Source organism: Iodobacter sp. CM08, from assembly GCF_033446605.1.
In the GTDB taxonomy this organism is placed as follows: Bacteria; Pseudomonadota; Gammaproteobacteria; order Burkholderiales; family Chitinibacteraceae; genus Iodobacter.
Genome location: NZ_JAWQUO010000031.1, coordinates 1 through 20,464, shown reverse-complemented (window position 1 = coordinate 20,464; position 20,464 = coordinate 1). Strand labels below are relative to the sequence as shown.

Here is a 20,464-nt window from a genome sequence, read left to right as displayed (position 1 = left end):
AAGCTCTTAGTTGCGACGTCTAAATAAAGGCACGGGCTGATCCGTGCCGGTTTGATAAGACTCAGCTAAAGCATCTAGGCCTAATAAAGCATCCTCAATATTTTTATCGCTATTTACCACAAAAGCGTTAAATCCACAGCGCTTTAAATAAACAATCGTGTCTTTAAATACATCGCCAAAAGCACGTAATTCGCCCGTAAAGCCATAACGCTCGCGTAATAAGCGCCCAATAGAAAAACCACGGCCATCTGTAAATGCAGGGAATTCAACCGCAATCAAAGCAAGGCTAGCCGCTTCATTGCCTAGGCTTTCTGGCTCATCATCTGGAGCAAACCACACGCCAAACTCACCACGCGTTTGTAACTCTAATTTTTGCGCAAGATACTGAGCCAAAGGAACAATAATTAAGCCACTGCTTGGCAATACCGCAAAGCTACCGTCTTCTGCATTTCTAAGCAGCTCTGCTTCGCAATCAATAATCGCGTGATCTTTAATAATACGCGTCATTACGCCGCCTCCTTCGCATAAACACGGGTCTTAAAGGGCAGCATACCAATGCGATCAAATACATCAATAAAACGCTCTTCACCCAAGCGGTTTTCTACAAATACATCCATAATTTTTTCAATCACGTCAGGCATTTGCTCTTGAGCAAATGAAGGCCCCACCACTTTGGCTAACGTAGCACCATTACCTTGTCGACCACCTAAAGAAACCTGATACCACTCAGAGCCATTTTTATCCACCCCTAAAATGCCGATATTGCCAATATGGTGATGGCCGCAGGCATTCATACAGCCAGACATATTTAAATCAATTTCACCTAAATCATAGAGGTAATCAAGATTATCAAAGCGCTCTTGAATGGCAATTGCAATAGGAATAGATTTAGCATTGGCTAAAGAGCAAAAATCACCGCCTGGGCAGCAAATCACATCCGTCATCAAACCGATATTGGGTGTGGCAAAACCAATTTCCTTAGCTTTTTCCCATAGTGCAAATAAATCAGATTGTTTGACATCCGATAAAATTAAATTTTGCTCGTGAGAAACGCGCAATTCACCCAAAGCATAGCAATCGGCTAAATCGGCGACAGCAGCTAATTGCTCACTCGATGCGTCCCCCGGGGCTGCGCCGTGCTTTTTAAGGCTTAAAGTAACGGCAGCATAACCCGCTTGCTTATGCTTAAACACATTGCGCTCTACCCAACGGCTAAAGGCTTTGTTATCTAATTGCTGCTGAATAAAGTCGAGATCGTCACCAGCAAAAAAAACATAATCAGGCGTGGTAAAAAAGCCCTGCATCCGCGTCATTTCGGCTGGAGTTAAAGTCTGTGGCCCGTCTTTTAAAAACGCCCATTCAGTGGCTACTTTGCTGGCAAATACTTCTGGCGTAAGCGCCTTAACCAAAATCTTAATCCGCGCCTTATATTTATTATCGCGGCGGCCATAGCGGTTATAGACGCGCAATACGGCTTCTAAATAAGTCAGCAAATGAATACAGGGTAAAAACTCACAAATTACGCTGCCAATAATAGGCGTTCTGCCCAAGCCACCACCCACAATCACTTTAAAGCCTAATTCACCCGCAGCATTTTGCACTACATTCAGGCCAATATCGTGCACCCAAATCGCGGCTCGATCTTCCACTGCACCATTGACGGCAATTTTAAATTTGCGTGGCAAATGCGCGAATTCAGGATGGAAAGTAGACCATTGGCGAATAATCTCGCACCACGGGCGCGGGTCAAGCAGCTCATCATGGGCGACACCCGCAAACTGATCGGTGGTGGTATTACGAATACAGTTGCCCGAGGTTTGAATAGCGTGCATTTGCACCGTTGCTAATTCAGCCAAAATATCGGGGATTTCTTCTAATTTAGGCCAGTTATATTGCAAATTTTGGCGAGTAGTAAAGTGTGCGTAATCTTTATCGTATTTACGCGCAATTTCTGCTAGCTTCCGTAATTGGGTACTAGTCAGATGCCCGTAGGGAATCGCCACACGGAGCATAGGGGCATGGCGTTGGATATACAGGCCATTTTGCAGACGCAGCGGGCGGAATTCTTCCTCGCTCAACTCCCCCGCTAAATAGCGACGAGTTTGATCACGGTACTGAACCACACGCTGGTCTACGATGCGTTGATCGTAGTCGTCGTAGATATACATCTGAATCATCCAGAAAAAGGGATAGTGCTATCCGTCGCTGCCAATAAACAGGCAACAAAAAGGGTAGATAATCTCGCCACTTGCAGAGATTTCTACCCCTGTACTTGCTCAGCCTGACGAGTAAGCCAATTTATTGTTCCGACTATACCAGTGGCACTTTGTAAACTAAATGACTATTTATGAATAAGGTTAGGCCGCAATGTGTATATAAAGCGCGGCCTTGCTGCTTTTAATCTTGCTTTTAGATTAACGCTATCGCTATACGCAAAAGCAACACCTTCAGTGCATTAAATTTAGTGAATCTTGCCCCGCAGGCAAATAAAAATTATGCCTTAATAAACAAGCTATTTAACGGCCGATACCCTAGGCTTATTCCCCTATCCTGCTGTTTATTTTTGGCCCACCTCACCCTGCCCATCGTGATTTATTTACACGGCTCTTGCACGAGGGGTATCCTCGCATTTCAACCGAACTTTGAATCCTCAGCATGACACTCCAAAGCACCCAAATTAATCGCCTCGACTACACCGCACCGGCCTTTTTAATCGACCGCGTTGATCTCACTTTTGAGCTTGAAGAAAGCCAAACACGGGTCCAATCTAGACTGGTACTGAAGCGTAACCCCGAAGCTGTTGCAGGCCTACCACTGTCTCTAGTCGGTGAAGAGCTATCGCTTGAATCGATCAAGCTAGACGGCGCGCTGCTCAAGACCGATGCCTATAGTGTATCGGCCACCGGCCTTGTGATCGCTACCATGCCAGACGAAGCTATTTTAGAAATCGTCACCATTATTAATCCGCTGAGTAATACCAGCCTCAATGGCTTGTATGTATCCAGTGGTAATTTTGTAAGTCAATGCGAGGCCGAAGGCTTCCGTAAGATTACTTATTATTTAGATCGCCCTGATGTAATGGCTAAATTTACCACCACCATCATTGCCGATAAGACGCGCTACCCTATTTTGCTCTCTAACGGCAATCGCGTAGACAGCGGCCAGTTAGAGAAGAATCGCCATTGGGTAAAATGGGTTGATCCATTTAAAAAGCCCGCCTATTTATTTGCGCTAGTCGCCGGTAAATTTGTCATGCTGGCTGATCAGCACACCACGCCTAGCGGCCGCCGTGTGGCTTTAGAGATTTTTGTAGAGCCGGGCAATCTAGATAAATGCCATCACGCCATGGCGGCGATTAAAAAAGCCATGCGTTGGGATGAAGAGCGCTTTGGTCTGGAATACGATTTAGACACTTATATGATCGTAGCCACCAGCGATTTTAATATGGGCGCGATGGAAAACAAGGGCTTGAATATTTTCAACACTAAATACGTGTTGGCCAAGCCAGAAACCGCCACAGACGTTGATTTTGACGGCATTGATGCCGTGGTTGCGCACGAATACTTCCATAACTGGACGGGTAACCGTGTGACCTGCCGCGATTGGTTCCAGCTCAGCTTAAAAGAAGGGCTAACGGTTTATCGCGATCAAGAATTCTCTAGCGATATCGGCAGCCGCTCGGTTGAGCGTATCAACAATGTAAAAGCACTGCGCGAAATGCAGTTTGCCGAAGATGCAGGCCCACAGGCACACTCGGTGCGCCCTGAAGCTTACTCAGAAATCAACAATTTCTATACCATGACCATTTACGAGAAAGGCTCGGAAGTGGTGCGCATGTATGCCACCCTACTCGGCCGCGAAGGTTTCCGTAAGGGCATGGATCTGTACTTTAAGCGCCACGATGGCCAAGCCGTCACCTGCGATGATTTCCGCGCCGCGATGGCAGATGCCAATGGCGTAGATTTCACACAATTTGAAGAGTGGTATAAGCAAGCGGGCACACCAGCGCTGGCTATCAGCAGCCATTACGATGCAGCCGCGCAAACCTATACTTTAAATGTAAAACAAAGCTGCCCAGCGACACCAGGCCAAGCTGAAAAACGCCCTTTCCATATTCCACTGGCGGTTGGCTTGCTGAATAAGCAAGGCAAAGATCTGCCGCTGCAACTGGCTGGCGAAGCCACTGCACAAGGCACAACCCGTGTCTTAGCACTCACACAAGCGGAGCAGAGCTTTAGCTTTATTAATATCACCGCCGAGCCTACACCATCCTTGCTGCGTGATTTCTCTGCACCAGTGAAGGTCAGCTACGCCTATACCGATGAAGAGCTGGTGTTTCTGATGGCCAACGACAGCGATGCTTTTAATCGCTGGGAAGCAGCCAACACCTTTGCCACGCGGCTCTTGATAGCGCTTTACGCCGCTGGCGATGAAAAGCCTTTGGCACCAGCCAGTTTTATCAATGCCCTGCGTAAACTAACTAGCGAAAAAATTGACGCGGCCCTTATCGCGCTGATGCTAGAGCTACCGCGCGAAAATTACTTGATTGAGCTGATCGATCAAGTAGACCCCTGCCATCTGCACTTTGTGCATCGCAGTGTTAAAGCGCAAATCGCCCGCGAATTGCGCCCAGAGCTGCTGGCTATTTACCAAAAGCTAAATGATGGCGCAATTTACCATTATGAAAACGCCAGCAAACGCAGTCTAAAAAACATCTGCCTCGATTACTTAGCCGAGCTGGATGAGCCCTTAGTCAGCGAAATGCTCAGCAAGCAATATCGCTTGTCAGACAATATGACTGATCGCCTAGCCGCGCTAAAAGCGCTGGTTAACCGTGATGGTGGCGATGCCCAGCTGGCCGACTTTGCCGTGCAATGGCATGACGACGCGCTGGTGATGGATAAATGGTTTGCCCTGCAATCCACCAGCCGCCGCCCAGGTGCGCTGAGCCGCGTGCAAGCGCTGATGGATCACCCCGCGTTTTCAATCAAAAACCCAAATAAAGTGCGCGCACTGATTATGGGTTTCTGCCTACAAAACGCTCAGCACTTCCACGCCGCAGACGGCTATGGCTATGCTTTTGCCGCTGACCGGATTATCGAGCTAGATAAAATCAACCCGCAAGTTGCGGCTCGCTTGGCATCTAGCTTTAACCGCTGGAAAAAAATGGAGCCACAACGCCAGCAAATGATGCAGGCCGAGTTGCAACGCATTGCCCAGCAAGATGATTTATCCAGCGACCTGGCCGAGATTGTAAATAAATCTTTAAGCTGATCACCACCTTCATCAAATACCTCCGGCCAAACCGGAGGTATTTTTTTGCTCAAAAGAGCAAAATGAGATCAAATCCTTTAAAGGGAGCCTGAGTTATTTATAAAGCGGGTTTATGGCCTAGCGTTACTTTGCATACAAATAAACAGGAATACGTTTTTTTAAAATCTCATCGCGATCGTCGCCAATTGCCTTCCAAATGCAAGCGGCCACTTTGGGATGCTCAGCATAAAACGGTTTACTAAAAATCAAGAAATAATCTTTTGTGATAATACTCGGCTCTAAGCGGCGTATTTTTAATTGTTTATTACGTTTTAAATAAGCCTCAGCCACATGATTTTGAGTTGCATAGGCATCAATACGACCCGCATTTAATTTAGCGAAATTATTTTCAGAGGCAGCCGCTTCTTCATATGGAATATTGAATTCCTCTAAGCTTTTGATCACCGACCACCCTGTATTTACTCCTACTTTGCCCTGCAAACCCAACAATTTTTTACCATCCCAAGCCAATTTAGAGCTTTGGTTGACAAAAAAAGCATAACTAAGGGTATTTAAACGTTGAGCATGATCCGGCAAACCATCACGCATAGGGTACACGGCAAAAGCTGTACGCTCCTCTGTATACGAGAACATCATTGAGCCCTGAATCTCATTGCTTTTTAAATTATTAAATAGCCGCAAAGTCGGGTAGCGTTCAATCTCTGGCACAACCCCGCATTGGCTAGCCGCAGAGCGCACTTGCTCAATAGCAATCCCAGGTAAATCCTGCACTTGCAAGCTATCCCCCATAATACTTGGAGGGGATGACTGCACACTAATCCCTATGTGCAGCTCTACCCCTGCATGTGCCGCTAGCACCGGCAAGCCAAGCCAGATAGCCAATCCAAGAGGGTGTGTCGTATTCATTTGGGAACCTCGAAAAACTCGAAAAATTCAGCCCTTCTGAGTCAAGCTTACAAAAAATCACCGGCATTGAATAAACCCATACCAAATACTCGCAGTTCCTTACAAAATTCAGCCATTTTAAATGGATGCGCACCATAGCTTCAATTGGGAACGGCGGCCCGCCTTGCAGGCTGACGGGGCGCAGCGCTGCGTGCTCAAGTACCTTGGCCAAAGCGTCAAAATAGACATGTTGGGCGATCAATTGCAGCGGATCACCCAAAACATCGATCTTGTTATGATGCGCTGCATCGGCAAATAGGCTGGTTTTGATCGCGGAACAAGGCATTTGGATTAGCTTACTAACTTATTAATAAGTTGATCGTACACCCTCCGCTTGTGGGGTTTTCGAGGTTCCCATCTCTCTACCTTAGCAGTAGATAGTCTAAATTCCTGCCCCCATCGCATCGGGCTAAACATAATTTGAAGCACTCAACTACGCCCCCCGTAGAGCACAACTGAGTGAGCCATTGCGGCGAGATGGCTTGATTAACACCTCTAGGGAGCCTAGAAAAACTCATCTTTCGTTACAATACTGCGTTGTGATTTAAAAAAATCATTACATATCAATCACATGCCGCGTCAATCTTTTTAAAACGCGGCTTGTCTTATTTATAATAATAAATTTTTCGAGGCATTCTCTTAGTAGCTGCTGACGTTTTACTTATAACTGCCCTGAGCTATTCATGCCAGTGCTTGGCTTCGGTTTAAACGGACAGATGCATGACTTGCCGCTGTAGGGTTGCGCCGCTTTTACCGCGTTTTGATTTACCTGCGTAGTCTGATGCAATCAACTCAGCAGCGGCAAGCTCAGACAAGCCCTGCTCCACCAGCCACTCGCCCACCATTTTGGCCAATCTATCTAGCGCAATGCGGTGGGTAGCATCGGTGTTGGCATAGAGCCAATCGCTAAACGCCATAAAGCGCGCAAACGGTGCATCGCCCAGCAGCACAGGCAGAGTGTTAGCAAAGCGGCCAGAATTGGCGACTAAATCCCAGTAGCGCGAAAAGCGTACTAAACGCTGCATGCTGGCAAAATCAATCAAATCATTGGCCAAAATGGTGTAAGGCGGGTAAGGGTCGTACACCATGCCAAAGTCACGGGTATGGCGAATAATCGGCGTACCGCGCAGGCGTTTCAAAATACCAAATTGTATTTCATGTGGGTGCAGGGCATAGAGCTGATCAAAACCACGGCCAAAGCTGGCCATATCTTCGCCAGGCAAACCGGCAATTAAATCAACGTGTAAGTGAGCATGTGAATGCGCTGTCAGCCAAGAAATATTTTCAGCGGCTTTCTGGTTGTTTTGCTTACGGCTAACCAAGCTCTGCACTTCAGGGTTAAAGCTTTGAATACCGATTTCAAACTGCAAAGCGCCAGCCGGAAACTGGCTAATGCCCACCTTTAAGGCCTCAGGCAGATGATCGGGCACCACTTCAAAGTGTGCAAACACGGGATCATCGGGGTGAGCGGCAATCTTGTCTAAAAAGAATTGCATGATTTTTAAGCTGGATTTGATATTCAGATTAAAGGTGCGGTCCACAAACTTAAATAAACGCGCGCCGCGCTGGTAAAGCGTTTCCATCTCGGCCAAAAACACATCCAGATCAAAGGGCCAGGCGGTTTTATCTAGTGCCGACAAACAGAACTCACACTTAAATGGGCAGCCGCGTGAGGCCTCCACATACAGCGTACGATGGGCAATATCTTCATCGGTATACAAGGAATAAGGCAGCTGCAGATCAGCCAGTGGCGGCTGCACCCCCGCTTGCACTTTCATCAAAGGCTGCGGGCCATTCAGAATCTGCAAGCAAAGCTGCGGCAGCGTCACCTCGCCCCAGCCGGTAATCACAAAATCGGCCAGCTTTACGATCTCTTGCTCAGCCGTTTCATAAGAAACCTCCGGCCCACCAAGGATAAGCTTAATCTGCGGTGCAACGCGTTTAAGCATCGCCACCACTCGGCAAGTTTCTTCCACATTCCAGATATACACGCCAAACCCAATGATTTTGGGCTGCTTTGCCAGCAGTTGCTCAACGATCTCGGTGGTCTTCATCCCGATGACAAACTCCGCCAGCTGGGTATCCACTTGCAAATCCCCCATATTAGCCAGCAAATAGCGTAAGCCCAAAGAGGCATGGGTGTAACGGGCGTTAAGCGTGGAAAGAATAATCGACATGGTATAAATCTGGCAGAAGGCAAAGAGAGGTATTTTACGGGCTTATCGCAGAACTGGGGCAAAAGGCGGGCTTGAGCGTAATCCTACCCATTTGGCTTAAGTTGATATAATTGGGGCTGCTCCCGCCATACAAATGCAAAAACAGAGTGCGCTTCAAAAGATTTATTGATATAGGCGTTGCTGCGCAAGAGACATAATCAGCTACTATTTACCTAAAAAAACCAGATCATTCAATCTGGTTTTTTTATTAGCAGATTAAATAAATGACTTAATCCTTTAATGCTTTAATATCTGCAAAGGCACTTTCAACATATCGTCTCCATGACTAGCAAAATACCAAATAATGCTAATTAAAGCGCCAACCGTTATTAAATACCATATTGTAGAAAATATTTGCCCGTATCGATCTAAGGGCAGTAAATTACTTTGATGCCGTCCACGCCATTCAAAAACAATTTCTACGCTACCAATTAAAAGCAAAAATCCTAGCAAAGCCAAACCAAGGGTGTAGCTAATAAATATGCCCAAGGCAGCGCCTATTACACAAGCCACTAAACCAAGCACGCTATTCATTGAAAAACTGATGCTTTTTAAAATATGCCCCCCATCAAGTGGCAAGATGGGTAATAAATTAAATAAATTAAGCAATGCATTAAATGTGGCTAGACCAGCAAAAAACATCGAATCCGTTAGCCAATAGATGATTAAGGAGGCGATTGATAGCAAGAGACCAAAAGTCGGCCCCATAATTGAAATCACCACATCCTGCCAACGGGTATTTATTTTTTCATCTGATAGCGCCAATCCGCCCATAAAGGGAATTAAATAAATCCCTTTGGTTTTGATTCCAAAATATTTCATCGCTCTAATGTGGCCATATTCATGAAAAACCAAACAGGCAATGAGCGCTATGGCAAATTGAAAAGAAAATAACCATGAATACGCAGCAACGCTCGCTCCGGCTAAAGCTACTTTTACTAATTTGGCACTTTTAAGGAGTTTAAGCGCCAAAGCACCAAGGCCCAGCAAGCTCAGCTTATTGGTTTTCACTGACGGAACAACAGGCGCTTGCTGCTCAATATCCCTAGTATTACGCTGGCCTTGTAGCGCCTCTTGCTCATCGACGAGTAGGCGATATTTTAAGCTAAAAGGCTGCCATTGCAGATCAGTTTCAAGGCAAACGCGGGTGGTTACAGCGGTGCCATCTGCGCTTATGGCCGAAAGCTCAAACTGCAAAGTGCTTAATCCTTCACGCTCAGCCGAGGCATTTTTTTCGGCGACTAAGGTATTGTCCCAAAACAACTGCTGCCAGCCCGCTGGCGTGCCTTCCAGCCTGAGCGCTTTGCCCAAGCAATTAATATTTAACAATTCCACGACATATCCAGTTCAATAAGAGTCATCAACAAGGCATAAGGCTTGAGCGAATGCGGGCATTTTACGGGTTTTTGAGCATGTAGGGGCAAGCCAAACCAGGCCAAGCCTGAAGCTTGTAGGCCTCTGCAGTATCAGACGAACTGTCCTAGCGGTAGCCCTAATGAAATGGTGGTGCCCGTAAACGCAGTAGCATGCTCATGTGCATGTTTAGACAACAAACGAAGCAGCACCACTTTGCCTAGCTCCTTACTGGACAATGCACCAGCATCTTGGCTGCCAATCAGTGCCACGTCTAAAACGGTTGGCCAGCCTGCTTTGGCGTAAAACATAGCCAATGGCGGATCACAAGTGAACAATCCAATGTCTATCAGACTGTTTTCAATCCAACGCGTGGCGGCATTTACCACTAAACGGCTAAGCCCTTGCCTTTGATAAGTGGGGTCGGTTGCGACACAGCTCAATGCGGCCATGCAAAAGGTTTGCCCTGCATGGTTAAGCGTTAAATGCAGTACGGCGGCATAACTAAGCAGCCGATTATCACGGTATACAAAGCAAGAAAGCGCATCGAACACGGGGTTATGCTCATCTGGCACAACCTCATCCATAGAGGGCGGGGACTGATCTGGCCATACTCGATGCATCAGCATGGCAATGTCCCGCCGTACCTGCTCAGACGTCTGTTGGTAAGGCACGATACTGACTAGGTCAGAAATTAAAACACTCACAGAATTTAAACGCCCTGATAGTAAATAAGCATTGAGCTAGGGATAAATACCCGCCGCCACTTTTAAGTTATAAATATTAACTACTTTTTGAGATGAATACGATTTTTCAATTAAACACTAAAGCTTATTTAATACCTCATTCGTAAAATAAGGCTCGTCTTCTACCCAAAAAATATAATCTAAACCTAAGTAATTCTGAGAAAAATCCAGAATATCACCCACAGTATTTTTTTTACCCGTCTTAGGATTAATCTGGCGAAGATTGCCGTCCTGTACCGCCATTCCCTTCACTAAATTATTAGGATAATCCTTAAAAAAACCATACGTCTGCGCCATATGGCTTTTGCGATAGGGCATTAAATCTGGCCCACCCACACCCATTTTCAATGATTTAGCTAATGTAAATAGGCCGCGCATATAGCCTTTATCATCATCGGGCAGCCATTCATCAGGCAAAAAATTCAAATAAACCATAGCAGTAGATTGCTTAAATGCCCCTGCCAACACGCGCATATTATTGCCAATAGCATCCACATATGCCTTTGGGCTAAAATCTTTAGGAAACGTAGTGGTGCCATCGGCATTTTCGTGGCCTACATCAATCGAGCTCTCGCTAAAGTTAATCCCCGCAATCTTGCCATCAAATTCATGACCTAATTGCTTGATTAATTTTTGATAGCGCTCCTGCACAGTGGGCTCCCATATTTTGGCAGACCAACCGTATTCATCATCAGTCACGGGTTTATTGGGATCGCGCTCAGGTGCACTTAACATGCTTTGCTTGAGCACGCCGCCCTTAAAAATAGGATCTTGCAAAAGATAATTAGGCACATTTGGACGAGGTGAAAAAGATTTTTCTTGCAGTTGGATCCAAAGCTTTTTATTCATTGAATTCAAATAGGCGATATCCGCTTTAATGGCGCTAAAATCGTAATGATCTTTAGTCGGCTCCAGATCCCGCCATTTATAAACAATTTGTGCCCCACTAAAGCGTGGATCAAGCAGGCCCTTATCCGCCTTAATATTAGTCCCACCTGCTTCACGATGATTAATATAAATATAGTGCTGTAAAGGCGGGGCAGCGGCAAAAGCTGCTGAGCTAAATAAACTGCAAACTAACAGAATGCTGGACAGTCGGCTAAGCATAATCGGCCTATTTAAAATGGAAATATGGCTAGCCAAGTTACCCTGAAACCACCACAACTAACACGCAGAATATTTACACTCCCACATCCTTTAACACAATGCTATGCCGCGCCTTATTTTTAGAGACTGAGGTTATGCAGTAAAAACCAATTTAACCATCTAGATGATAACCTCGAGAAGTCCATCTTTCGTCATAACACTGCGTTGCGTTTTAAAAAAAATATTCTTACATATAAAATACATGCAGCGTCAATTTTTTAAAAATGCGCCTTGTCTTATTTAGAAATACCTACCGATACCTCTTGCTCAATCTCATTATAAATATCGTAGTTTATTCGGCATTGCTCGCGGGTTTCACCCGCCCTACATATTCCAAGAGCCCATTGAGCAAGAGACTATAATCAGGAAATTAATTGGCATCTGTTTACATTTAACATAAAAGCTTCATCTACTTCTGCCCTTTCAATATACCCTACAAGGGTATATTATCTTTTCATAGAAAAGAGGAAGCGCTATGACTTTGCAAATTGAACTTCAGCTCGGCGGGATGAGCTGTACGGCGTGTGCGGCGCGGATAGAGAAGGTGCTGAATAAGCAGGCTGGCGTAGTTGCGGCGGTTAATTTTGCAACTGAAACTGCACAAATCAGTAGCAGCAACCCCGCCATTACCGCAGAAGCACTGATTGCAATCATTGTAGGTACAGGCTTTTCGGCAGAGTTGGCAGATACATCCCCTTTGCCAGAACAAAACGAGTTGATCCCCCTGCTGATCGCCGCCCTGCTCAGCCTGCCGCTGATGGCCAGCATGTTTAGCATGGATCACGCCCAGCTACTGCCGCGCTGGCTACAAATGCTACTGGCCACGCCGGTGCAGTTTGTTTTGGGCTGGCGTTTTTATCGCGGCGCTTACTTTGCCTTAAAAAACGGCGGAGCCAATATGGATGTGCTGGTGGCATTGGGCACCAGCATGGCGTTTGCTTTAAGTGCCATTGTTACCCTGCTAGGCCTGCATGAGCAGCACGTTTATTTTGAAGCCAGCGCGATGATTATTACGCTGGTGTTGGCAGGAAAATGGCTAGAAAGCCGCGCCAAAAAGAAGACATCGGGGGCGATTAGTGAGCTGTTAAAGCTGCAGCCTAAAACCGCAAGGGTAGAAACGGCAGATGGACTGATTGACGTAGCCATCGACCAGCTCAAACTCGGTGATATGGTGATTGTGCGCCACGGTGAAGTAATTCCCGTCGATGGCATAGTCATCGAGGGCCAAGCTGCGGTCGATGAAAGCATGCTGACCGGCGAAAGCCTGCCCGTCGAAAAAACCATTGGCAGCAAAGTGTTTGCCGCCACTAAAAACAGCAGCGGCATGCTAAAAATACGCGCTAGCAGCGTGGGCAGCAAAACGCAACTGGCCGAAATTGTGCGTCTGGTGGCCAGTGCACAGGGCTCAAAAGCGCCAATTCAGCGGCTGGCTGATCAAATTTCTGGCGTATTTGTGCCGATTGTAGCGGGCATCGCCCTGCTCACCTTTGCCCTTAGTTTTTGGTACTGGGGCAGTGCGGCAACAGGGCTGATTCACGCCGTTGCCGTCTTAGTCATCGCTTGCCCCTGCGCCTTGGGCCTTGCCACACCCACGGCCATCTCGGTCGGCATTGGCCGTGCCGCGCAGCAGGGAATTTTATTTAGGAACGCTACAGCGCTAGAGCATGCAGGCAAGATTGAGATGCTGGTGGTGGATAAAACCGGCACGCTGACCACAGGGCAGGCCAAGGTGGTAGAGATCATCAGCTTGCAAAGCGATATCTCCAAAGAAGCTTTGCTACAACTTGCGGCGAGCTTGGAGCAAGGCTCGGAACACCCACTGGCTCATGCCATCTTGGCCGCCAACACCTTGCCGCTTTTGCCTATCAGTGACTTTGTCGCTGTGCCGGGGCAAGGCGTAATGGGCAAACTTGGCGACGGCAGTGAAATCAAGGCAGGCATTCCAAGCTGGGCAGGCGAAATGCCAGAGAAAAGCACTCAGCCACACACTTTAGTGAGCGTCGCCAAGAATGGTGTTTTGCTGGGGCAATTGGCACTGGCCGATACACTCAGAGCCAGCTCGGTAGAGGCCGTCAAACGCTTGCAGGCAATGGGTATTGAAGTGGTGATGCTGACCGGCGATCAGCCTGCCACAGCCGCCGCCATTGCCAAGGCCAGCGGCATCCGCCAGCACCAAGCTTTGATGCGCCCGCAAGACAAGGCCGCGTTTATTCAACAACAAAGCAAAGTCGTCGCCATGGTGGGAGATGGCATAAACGACGCCCCCGCACTCGCCGCAGCCAAAGTCAGCTTTGCGATGGGGGCAGGCAGCGATGTGGCCATTGAAGCAGCCGATATCACCCTGCTGCATAACGATTTGTTAGCGGTGAGCGACACCATTGCATTATCTCGCGCCACCCTCAAAAAAATCCGCCAGAATCTATTCTTCGCGTTTTTCTATAACACCTTGGGCATCCCGCTAGCAGCGATCGGTCTGCTCAACCCTGTTATAGCAGGAGCCGCGATGGCGCTGAGCTCGGTTTCGGTAGTGAGTAATTCGCTATTGCTGAGGCGGTGGAAAAGTGAAGGCGGTTCAGAGAGCAAACCCAGATCTTAAAACACGGAGGACACAGAGGGCACGGAGAAAAACAACTCAGGTAAGGATGGCAAACCGCCGTGCCCACGCGACGAGCAGGGCATAGATGTGTGAGCATAAAAACCTTAGGTTTTCTCTGTGGAACTCTGTGTCCTCCATGCTCTCTGTGGTTCAATATTTGGGTTTTACTAAGCACCATGGCGGGTTACGGCCGAAATAAATCAGCGTCTTTAATGAACACCAAGTGCGACCTAACCCGCCCTACATTTTTTACACATTGCAAGGAGCAACAAATGGAACACAGCACACTTAAAATTGAAGGCATGACTTGCATGGGTTGTGTGCGTACCTTAACTGGCGTACTGGGCGCCCTACCTGGCGTGAGCCATGTGGCGATTGATTTAGAAAGCGGCATCGCTAAAATCGATCACAACGCGGCCCTTACTTCAACTGACGCCTTGAGTGATGCAATTGAAGGAGCGGGCTTTGAGCTTATCTGATTGCTGCCCCCCAGATGAAGGGCCCAAAGTGGTTCAGCCGGGAAAGCAAAAACTACTATCTCGACTCAACCGCATCGAAGGCCAAGTGCGTGGCGTCATTAAAATGATCGATGAGGATAGATATTGCGTGGATGTACTCACGCAAATCTCAGCCATAAAATCCGCCATGGATTCAGTCGCCATGCAGCTCTTAGAAAACCATGCACACGGCTGTGTGGCAAAGGCGATTCAAGAAGGGGAAGGAGATGCGGCGATTGATGAGCTGATGATGGTGGTTAAAAAGCTCAGTGGTAAAACGCTGGGGTAACACAAGCCAATACACCGAAGAGAAAGCGCCCCTTACCCCCAAAAACCAAACCCAAATCTTAAAACACGGAGATCACAGAGAACACAGAGTTTCACGGAGAAAACCTTAACAACTACTATGTTTTTCTCTGTGGCCCTCTGTGTTCTCCTTTTCCTCTGTGGTTCAAGGTTTGGGTTTAGTGTGGGGTAGGACTTCCTTTCCAAACTTACAACGTCAACCCACCCGTCACTTCAATCGCTGCGCCGTTGATATAGCTGGCTTCATCGCTGGCTAAAAACGCATACACATTGGCGATTTCTTCTGGCTGGGCCATGCGCTTCATTGGCACGCGCTCTTCCATGGCCTGAATCACTTTTTCCGGCATGGCTTTTAGGATAGGCGTTGCTACAAAGCCAGGGCACACCGCATTGGCGCGAATCCCCTTCTTACCCAATTCCTTTGCCCAGGTTTTTACAAAACCAATCACCCCAAATTTTGCCGCCGCGTAGTTGGTCTGGCCAAAATTGCCATATACACCCACCACAGATGAAGCATTTAAAATCACACCACTGCCCTGCTCTACCATGGTATCGACCACGGCGCGGGCGCAGTTATAAACGCCTTTTAGATTGATATCAATCACGCGGTCAAACTGATCTTCGGTCATTTTGATCAGCTGGGCGTCCTGCACAATGCCGGCGTTATTCACCAGCACATCAATACGGCCAAACTGCGCTTTAACCGCAGCTACCATTTCGGCAATTTGGGTTTTATTGGTGACATCCACCACATAACCCACAGCAACCGCGCCGCTTACCACCAAGCCAGATACCACGCTATCGATGCCGCTTTGATTCACATCACACACCACCACTTTAGCGCCTTCTGCTGCAAACTTAACGGCGGTGGCTTGGCCAATCCCACTGGCGGAACCTGTGATAATCGCTACTTTGTCTTTGAGTCTCATATGCACACCTTATCGATCAATTGGAAACAGCTGCAGCTAGCAAGCACGACAAGCTCAGCATAGACGTAACTTGTGCAATGCAACAAGTCAAAATCAGCGTACTTTATAAAAATTACAGCACTAGACTGGCTAATGTCATTACATACAGGGGAGAAGAGTTAAGCTTAGTCAGGGAAGAGAGGTAAAACAGATTTGCCATGGAGAGCATGGCCCCCAGCAGACAAGGTATCTGCTGGGAAAATGGCCAATACGCTTATTCTGCAGGTTTGTCGGTGTAATGCTCGCTCAATAAAGAGCGGCAATCCACGATGCGTAAATCATTATCACGCGCAAAGGTCATGATAAAGTCAAAAACGCGTGGATCAACTTTTTCAAGCTGTTTATCAACGGCTACGCAGCGCACGTTTTCGTGCATCATTGGGCGTACAAAAGGGGCGTAAGAAAGCTTTTGGTCAGCGCCAAAGGTACATAAAATACCTGATAAGCGCTCTGCCCAATCGCTGGGTCGGAATTCACGGCCATTACTGGTAATGCCCTGAATAATGATTTCGTATGGATTACAGATCATTTGAAGAACAGCGTGGCGGATTGAATATCTTTCAGATTATACCATCCAAGGGCAAACTGCCGCCTTAGAAATTCTTAATCTATTCTCCGTACAAGTTACTACGTAAACGCCGAACACACTGACAAAGCTTGCCAGCCACCTGCAAACGGTTGAATAATGGTTGTTTTTTCTCAAAGTGGCTAGATCCATTTTAAGAATGATCGTTTTTTGCTGGACTCAAAAAATCATAATGCGCGGCCGAAAAACTGTAAGTATTTTTTGCAGCAGCCATCAGCACCGCTTAAATATTGCAGATGGCGCACGGATACGTTGTATTAGTAGAATTCGATCACGCTCTTAACTTGGCAGCCCGTACGGACTGTGCCCTATGCGCCATTATCTGCAATTCACCGACTTCACCCGCGAAGAATACGAATACCTATTCAAACGCGCCGCCATTCTTAAAGCAAAACTAGCCGCGGGCGAGCTATACCAGCCGCTGATCGGCAAAGTTTTGGCCATGATTTTTGAAAAATCATCCACTCGAACCCGCGTTTCTTTTGAAGCTGGCATGGCCCAATTTGGGGGGCATGCTATGTTTTTGCAATCTAAAGACACTCAACTTGGACGGGGCGAGCCCATTGAAGATGTGGCAAAGGTGATCAGCCGCATGACCAATATCGTCATGGTGCGCACTTTTGAGCAAAGCATTGTTGAACGTTTTGCTCAAAACTCCATCGTGCCGGTCATTAACGGCCTCACTAATGAATATCATCCTTGCCAAATTTTGGCCGATATCTTTACTTATATCGAAAAAAATGGCTCGATCGAAGGCAAAACCGTAGCTTGGATTGGCGATAGTAATAATATCTCCCGTACTTGGCTGCAAGCGGCAAAAATCTTCAACTTTAAGCTCAAGCAAGCCTGCCCACGCGGTTATGAGATGACGGTTTTAGACGGACAAAAATATGGTATCGAGCATTTCGAAACATTTTACGACCCGTATCAAGCCGCACGCGATGCCGATATCGTGACTACCGACGTTTGCACCTCAATGGGGTTTGAACGCGAAACACTACAACGCCGAAAAGACTTTTTACACTACCGCGTAAGCGAAAAAGTCATGTTACAAGCCAAGGCAAACGCAATGTTTATGCACTGCCTACCCGCCCACCGTGGCGAAGAAGTAGACCCAGAAGTGATCGATGGCCCGCAATCGGTAGTATGGGATGAAGCAGAAAATCGCATGCATACGCAAAAAGCAGTGATTGAATATCTATTACTCGGTAAAGTAGAGGGCTAAATGCTCAAAAATCGTAGAAATAGCTTCTTTTAACGCTATTACTTGCCCTGTAAGTACTTGTGCAAAAGTTTTATGGCAAGGCGTCGAAGCCGCAGGCAGTACAGTTAGTACGACAAGGCAAGACAACGATGCAAGAAAACTTTTGGCTATCTACTTAACACAAGATTACACTTTATTTTTGCGTTATCTCTAGTGCGAGCTAGGAAAAATAAACTTAGCAAACACCTTAATCACTTTTGTATGAGTACTTAAATGTTTGGCATTACCGATTTAACGAGCTACCTTCTAGGCACTGTTTTTATTATTTTATTACCTGGCCCAAATTCCATTTTTGCTCTATCCGTAGCAGCCAAGCAAGGTGTGCGCGCGGGTTATGCAGCAGCAGCGGGCATTGTGACCGGTGATCTAATTTTAATGCTGCTAGCCAGCGTAGGCGTTGCCTCTTTAATGCGTACTCACCCTGAAGCGTTTAACTGGGTTCGTTATGTAGGTGCCGCGTATTTAGCATGGATGGGCATAAAAATGCTACTGGCTAAATCGCAAACAGCGAGTGATACCCCAGTAAATATACCGTCTAGCCATATTTATAAGCAGGCGTTATCTATTTCTCTGGTTAATGTGAAAGCCATCTTGTTTTTTATGGCATTCTTCCCCCAGTTTGTGGATCCAACTTATGATCGGGTTCCGCTGACTTTTGCAATACTTGGCATGATCGTTCAAGCCGTAAGTTTGGCTTATCTGACCTTTTTAATCTTTGCTGGTGCTGGCCTTTCTAGGCGACTAGCAGGCAAACAGTGGTTGAGCCGTTGGCTCGCTCGCCTAACTGGTGTACTTTTCATCAGCTTTGGTCTGCGGCTAGCTCTCACTCACTAATCCATTGCCTTTCCTCCCCCTTGGAGTTCCTACATGTCTGATGTAAAAAAAGCAGTACTTGCCTACTCCGGTGGCCTCGATACCTCGGTTATTTTAAAGTGGTTGCAAGATACCTATCAATGTGAAGTGGTGACCTTTACCGCAGACTTGGGCCAGGGAGAAGAGCTAGAACCTGCCCGCCAAAAAGCAGTTCAATTTGGCATTAAACCAGAAAATATTTTTATTGATGATTTGCGCGAAGAATTCGTGCGTGATTTTGTATTCCCGATGTTTCGTGCCAATACAGTGTACGAAGGCGAATACTTACTCGGCACCTCAATTGCCCGCCCACTGATTGCCAAACGTCAGATCGAAATCGCCAACTTAACTGGCGCTGATGCCGTTAGCCACGGAGCAACCGGCAAGGGCAACGATCAAGTGCGCTTCGAGCTAGGCTATTACGCGCTGCGCCCAGATATCAAAGTGATTGCGCCTTGGCGTGAATGGGATCTAAACAGCCGCGAAAAACTGCTGGCCTATGCCGAAAAACATGGCATGGATATTGCCAAGAAAAAGAACGGCGGCAGCCCTTACTCCATGGATGCCAATCTGCTGCATATTTCTTACGAAGGCCAAGTCCTGGAAAACCCGGCCGCCGAGCCAGAAGAAGATATGTGGCTATGGTCGGTTAGCCCAGAGCAAGCACCAGATACGGCAGAATACGTCGAGCTTGAATACGAAAACGGCGATATCGTCGGCATCAATGGCGTAAAAATGAGCCCTGCCACCGTGCTGGCTGCATTAAATAAAGTGGGTGGCAAGCATGGCATTGGCCGTCTAGATCTGGTCGAAAACCGCTTTGTTGGCATGAAAAGCCGTGGCTGCTACGAAACCCCGGGCGGCACAATTATGCTCAAGGCGCACCGTGCCATTGAATCCATCTGCCTAGACCGCGAAGTGGCTCACTTAAAAGATGAGCTCATGCCAAAATACGCCAGCCTGATTTATAACGGCTACTGGTGGGCACCAGAGCGCCTAATGCTGCAAACCATGATCGATGCCAGCCAAGCCCATGTTAATGGTTGGGTAAGACTTAAGCTCTATAAAGGCAATGTCATTGTGGTGGGCCGTGATTCCAAAGAATCACTATTTGATGCCAATATTGCCACCTTTGAAGACGATGGCGGTGCTTATAATCAAGCAGATGCCGCAGGCTTTATTAAACTGAATGCATTACGTATGCGAATTGCCGCAAAGTTACGTAATTAAGTTCACAAGTACGGCCTAACCGTCAATAAAAACACAAAGCCGGCAGCTGCCGGCTTTGTGCGTAAAAGGAAACAAGCATGCTTGAGGCGCTAAAAAACATATCAGAGGAAACATTCACCACATTATCGGTGTCTATCCTTTGTACCGGCCTCATTATCTATATGGGCTTTATTATCTACCGCTTGGCCGCAGATTCTAAAGCCGGCCGATATGGCTCGCTGGTTTTATTTTTCACCCTAGGCTTTGGCGTATTCGGCTTTATTGTTAAAACAGTACTGACTGAAATCATTCAAAAATAATGGAGTTATAATGTCTCAATTTGATAATGTATCTGTTCTGAAGCAGGGCAATGTTTACTTTGACCTGATTATGTCTCTTGCTCAACCTCCTTGCTCAAACCACCTAAAAGGCCTAAGGTGAACGAACGTTCTTTTGTGGAGTGGTCGTCATGGCAATCAACCCAATCCAGATGCAAAAGGGGCTGT

The 20,464-nt window shown here is 47.1% G+C and carries 17 protein-coding genes and 1 pseudogene; 8 read left to right on the top strand and 10 right to left on the bottom strand.

Going from position 1 to position 20,464, the window contains the following annotated elements:
- Nucleotides 1-6 precede the first annotated feature (6 nt).
- On the bottom strand, nt 7-507 hold the full coding sequence (locus R6242_RS16470) for a DUF934 domain-containing protein (protein ID WP_318428811.1): 501 nt from the start codon (nt 505-507) through the stop codon (nt 7-9).
- Nucleotides 507-2,168: a nitrite/sulfite reductase gene (locus tag R6242_RS16465; protein WP_318428809.1), complete on the bottom strand. Its 1,662-nt coding sequence runs from the start codon at nt 2,166-2,168 to the stop codon at nt 507-509. The genes R6242_RS16470 and R6242_RS16465 overlap by 1 nt, the downstream gene beginning before the upstream one ends.
- Nucleotides 2,169-2,655: 487 nt before the next feature.
- Between R6242_RS16465 and pepN the strand changes: the two genes are divergently transcribed.
- Nucleotides 2,656-5,274 carry an aminopeptidase N gene (pepN, locus tag R6242_RS16460; protein ID WP_318428807.1) on the top strand — a complete coding sequence of 873 codons (2,619 nt, stop codon included), beginning with the start codon at nt 2,656-2,658 and terminating at the stop codon, nt 5,272-5,274.
- 123 nt (nt 5,275-5,397) lie between these two features.
- Here pepN and R6242_RS16455 read toward each other — a convergent pair whose 3' ends face one another.
- The 6 genes from R6242_RS16455 to R6242_RS16430 all read right to left on the bottom strand — a co-directional run bounded on the left by R6242_RS16455 (nt 5,398) and on the right by R6242_RS16430 (nt 11,641).
- On the bottom strand, nt 5,398-5,982 hold the full coding sequence (locus R6242_RS16455; protein WP_412100396.1) for a hypothetical protein: 585 nt from the start codon (nt 5,980-5,982) through the stop codon (nt 5,398-5,400).
- A 106-nt stretch (nt 5,983-6,088) separates the two neighbouring features.
- On the bottom strand, nt 6,089-6,505 hold the full coding sequence (locus R6242_RS22320) for a hypothetical protein (protein ID WP_412100393.1): 417 nt from the start codon (nt 6,503-6,505) through the stop codon (nt 6,089-6,091).
- 418 nt (nt 6,506-6,923) lie between these two features.
- Nucleotides 6,924-8,396: a B12-binding domain-containing radical SAM protein gene (locus R6242_RS16445; protein WP_318428805.1), complete on the bottom strand. Its 1,473-nt coding sequence runs from the start codon at nt 8,394-8,396 to the stop codon at nt 6,924-6,926.
- A gap of 276 nt (nt 8,397-8,672) precedes the next feature.
- Nucleotides 8,673-9,770, bottom strand: coding sequence for a site-2 protease family protein (locus R6242_RS16440; protein ID WP_318428803.1), 1,098 nt, complete (start codon nt 9,768-9,770; stop codon nt 8,673-8,675).
- A 131-nt stretch (nt 9,771-9,901) separates the two neighbouring features.
- Nucleotides 9,902-10,495, bottom strand: a complete 594-nt coding sequence (locus tag R6242_RS16435; RefSeq protein WP_318428801.1) for a GNAT family N-acetyltransferase — start codon at nt 10,493-10,495, stop codon at nt 9,902-9,904.
- Nucleotides 10,496-10,612: 117 nt separating this feature from the next.
- Nucleotides 10,613-11,641 carry a hypothetical protein gene (locus R6242_RS16430; RefSeq protein ID WP_318428799.1) on the bottom strand — a complete coding sequence of 343 codons (1,029 nt, stop codon included), beginning with the start codon at nt 11,639-11,641 and terminating at the stop codon, nt 10,613-10,615.
- 514 nt (nt 11,642-12,155) lie between these two features.
- Here R6242_RS16430 and R6242_RS16425 point away from each other — a divergent pair.
- The 3 genes from R6242_RS16425 to R6242_RS16415 all read left to right on the top strand — a co-directional run bounded on the left by R6242_RS16425 (nt 12,156) and on the right by R6242_RS16415 (nt 15,062).
- A complete protein-coding gene (locus R6242_RS16425) occupies nt 12,156-14,276 on the top strand; it encodes a heavy metal translocating P-type ATPase (protein WP_318428798.1) in 2,121 nt (706 codons plus the stop codon).
- A gap of 272 nt (nt 14,277-14,548) precedes the next feature.
- Nucleotides 14,549-14,755, top strand: a complete 207-nt coding sequence (locus R6242_RS16420) for a heavy metal-associated domain-containing protein (RefSeq protein WP_318428796.1) — start codon at nt 14,549-14,551, stop codon at nt 14,753-14,755.
- Complete coding sequence (locus R6242_RS16415; protein ID WP_412100417.1) at nt 14,721-15,062, top strand: metal-sensitive transcriptional regulator; 342 nt, start codon at nt 14,721-14,723, stop codon at nt 15,060-15,062. The genes R6242_RS16420 and R6242_RS16415 overlap by 35 nt, the downstream gene beginning before the upstream one ends.
- Nucleotides 15,063-15,267: 205 nt before the next feature.
- On the opposite strand, the gene R6242_RS16410 is transcribed toward R6242_RS16415, so the two are convergent.
- The gene (locus R6242_RS16410) at nt 15,268-16,008 is read right to left on the bottom strand and encodes a beta-ketoacyl-ACP reductase (protein ID WP_318428792.1); all 741 of its coding nucleotides are present in this window, start codon (nt 16,006-16,008) and stop codon (nt 15,268-15,270) included.
- A 280-nt stretch (nt 16,009-16,288) separates the two neighbouring features.
- A pseudogene (locus R6242_RS16405) lies at nt 16,289-16,576 on the bottom strand (DUF3579 domain-containing protein); the annotation flags it as partial.
- A 367-nt stretch (nt 16,577-16,943) separates the two neighbouring features.
- On the opposite strand from R6242_RS16405, the gene argF reads away from it, so the two are divergent.
- From argF to R6242_RS16385, 4 genes are all read left to right on the top strand, one after another.
- Nucleotides 16,944-17,858: an ornithine carbamoyltransferase gene (gene argF / locus R6242_RS16400; RefSeq protein WP_293932302.1), complete on the top strand. Its 915-nt coding sequence runs from the start codon at nt 16,944-16,946 to the stop codon at nt 17,856-17,858.
- Between the two features lie 252 nt (nt 17,859-18,110).
- On the top strand, nt 18,111-18,731 hold the full coding sequence (gene leuE / locus R6242_RS16395; protein ID WP_318428789.1) for a leucine efflux protein LeuE: 621 nt from the start codon (nt 18,111-18,113) through the stop codon (nt 18,729-18,731).
- A 33-nt stretch (nt 18,732-18,764) separates the two neighbouring features.
- Nucleotides 18,765-19,979 (top strand): argininosuccinate synthase, encoded by a 1,215-nt coding sequence (locus R6242_RS16390; protein WP_318428787.1) that lies wholly within the window; start codon nt 18,765-18,767, stop codon nt 19,977-19,979.
- A gap of 77 nt (nt 19,980-20,056) precedes the next feature.
- Nucleotides 20,057-20,278: a DUF2788 domain-containing protein gene (locus tag R6242_RS16385; protein WP_293932297.1), complete on the top strand. Its 222-nt coding sequence runs from the start codon at nt 20,057-20,059 to the stop codon at nt 20,276-20,278.
- Nucleotides 20,279-20,464 lie beyond the last annotated feature (186 nt).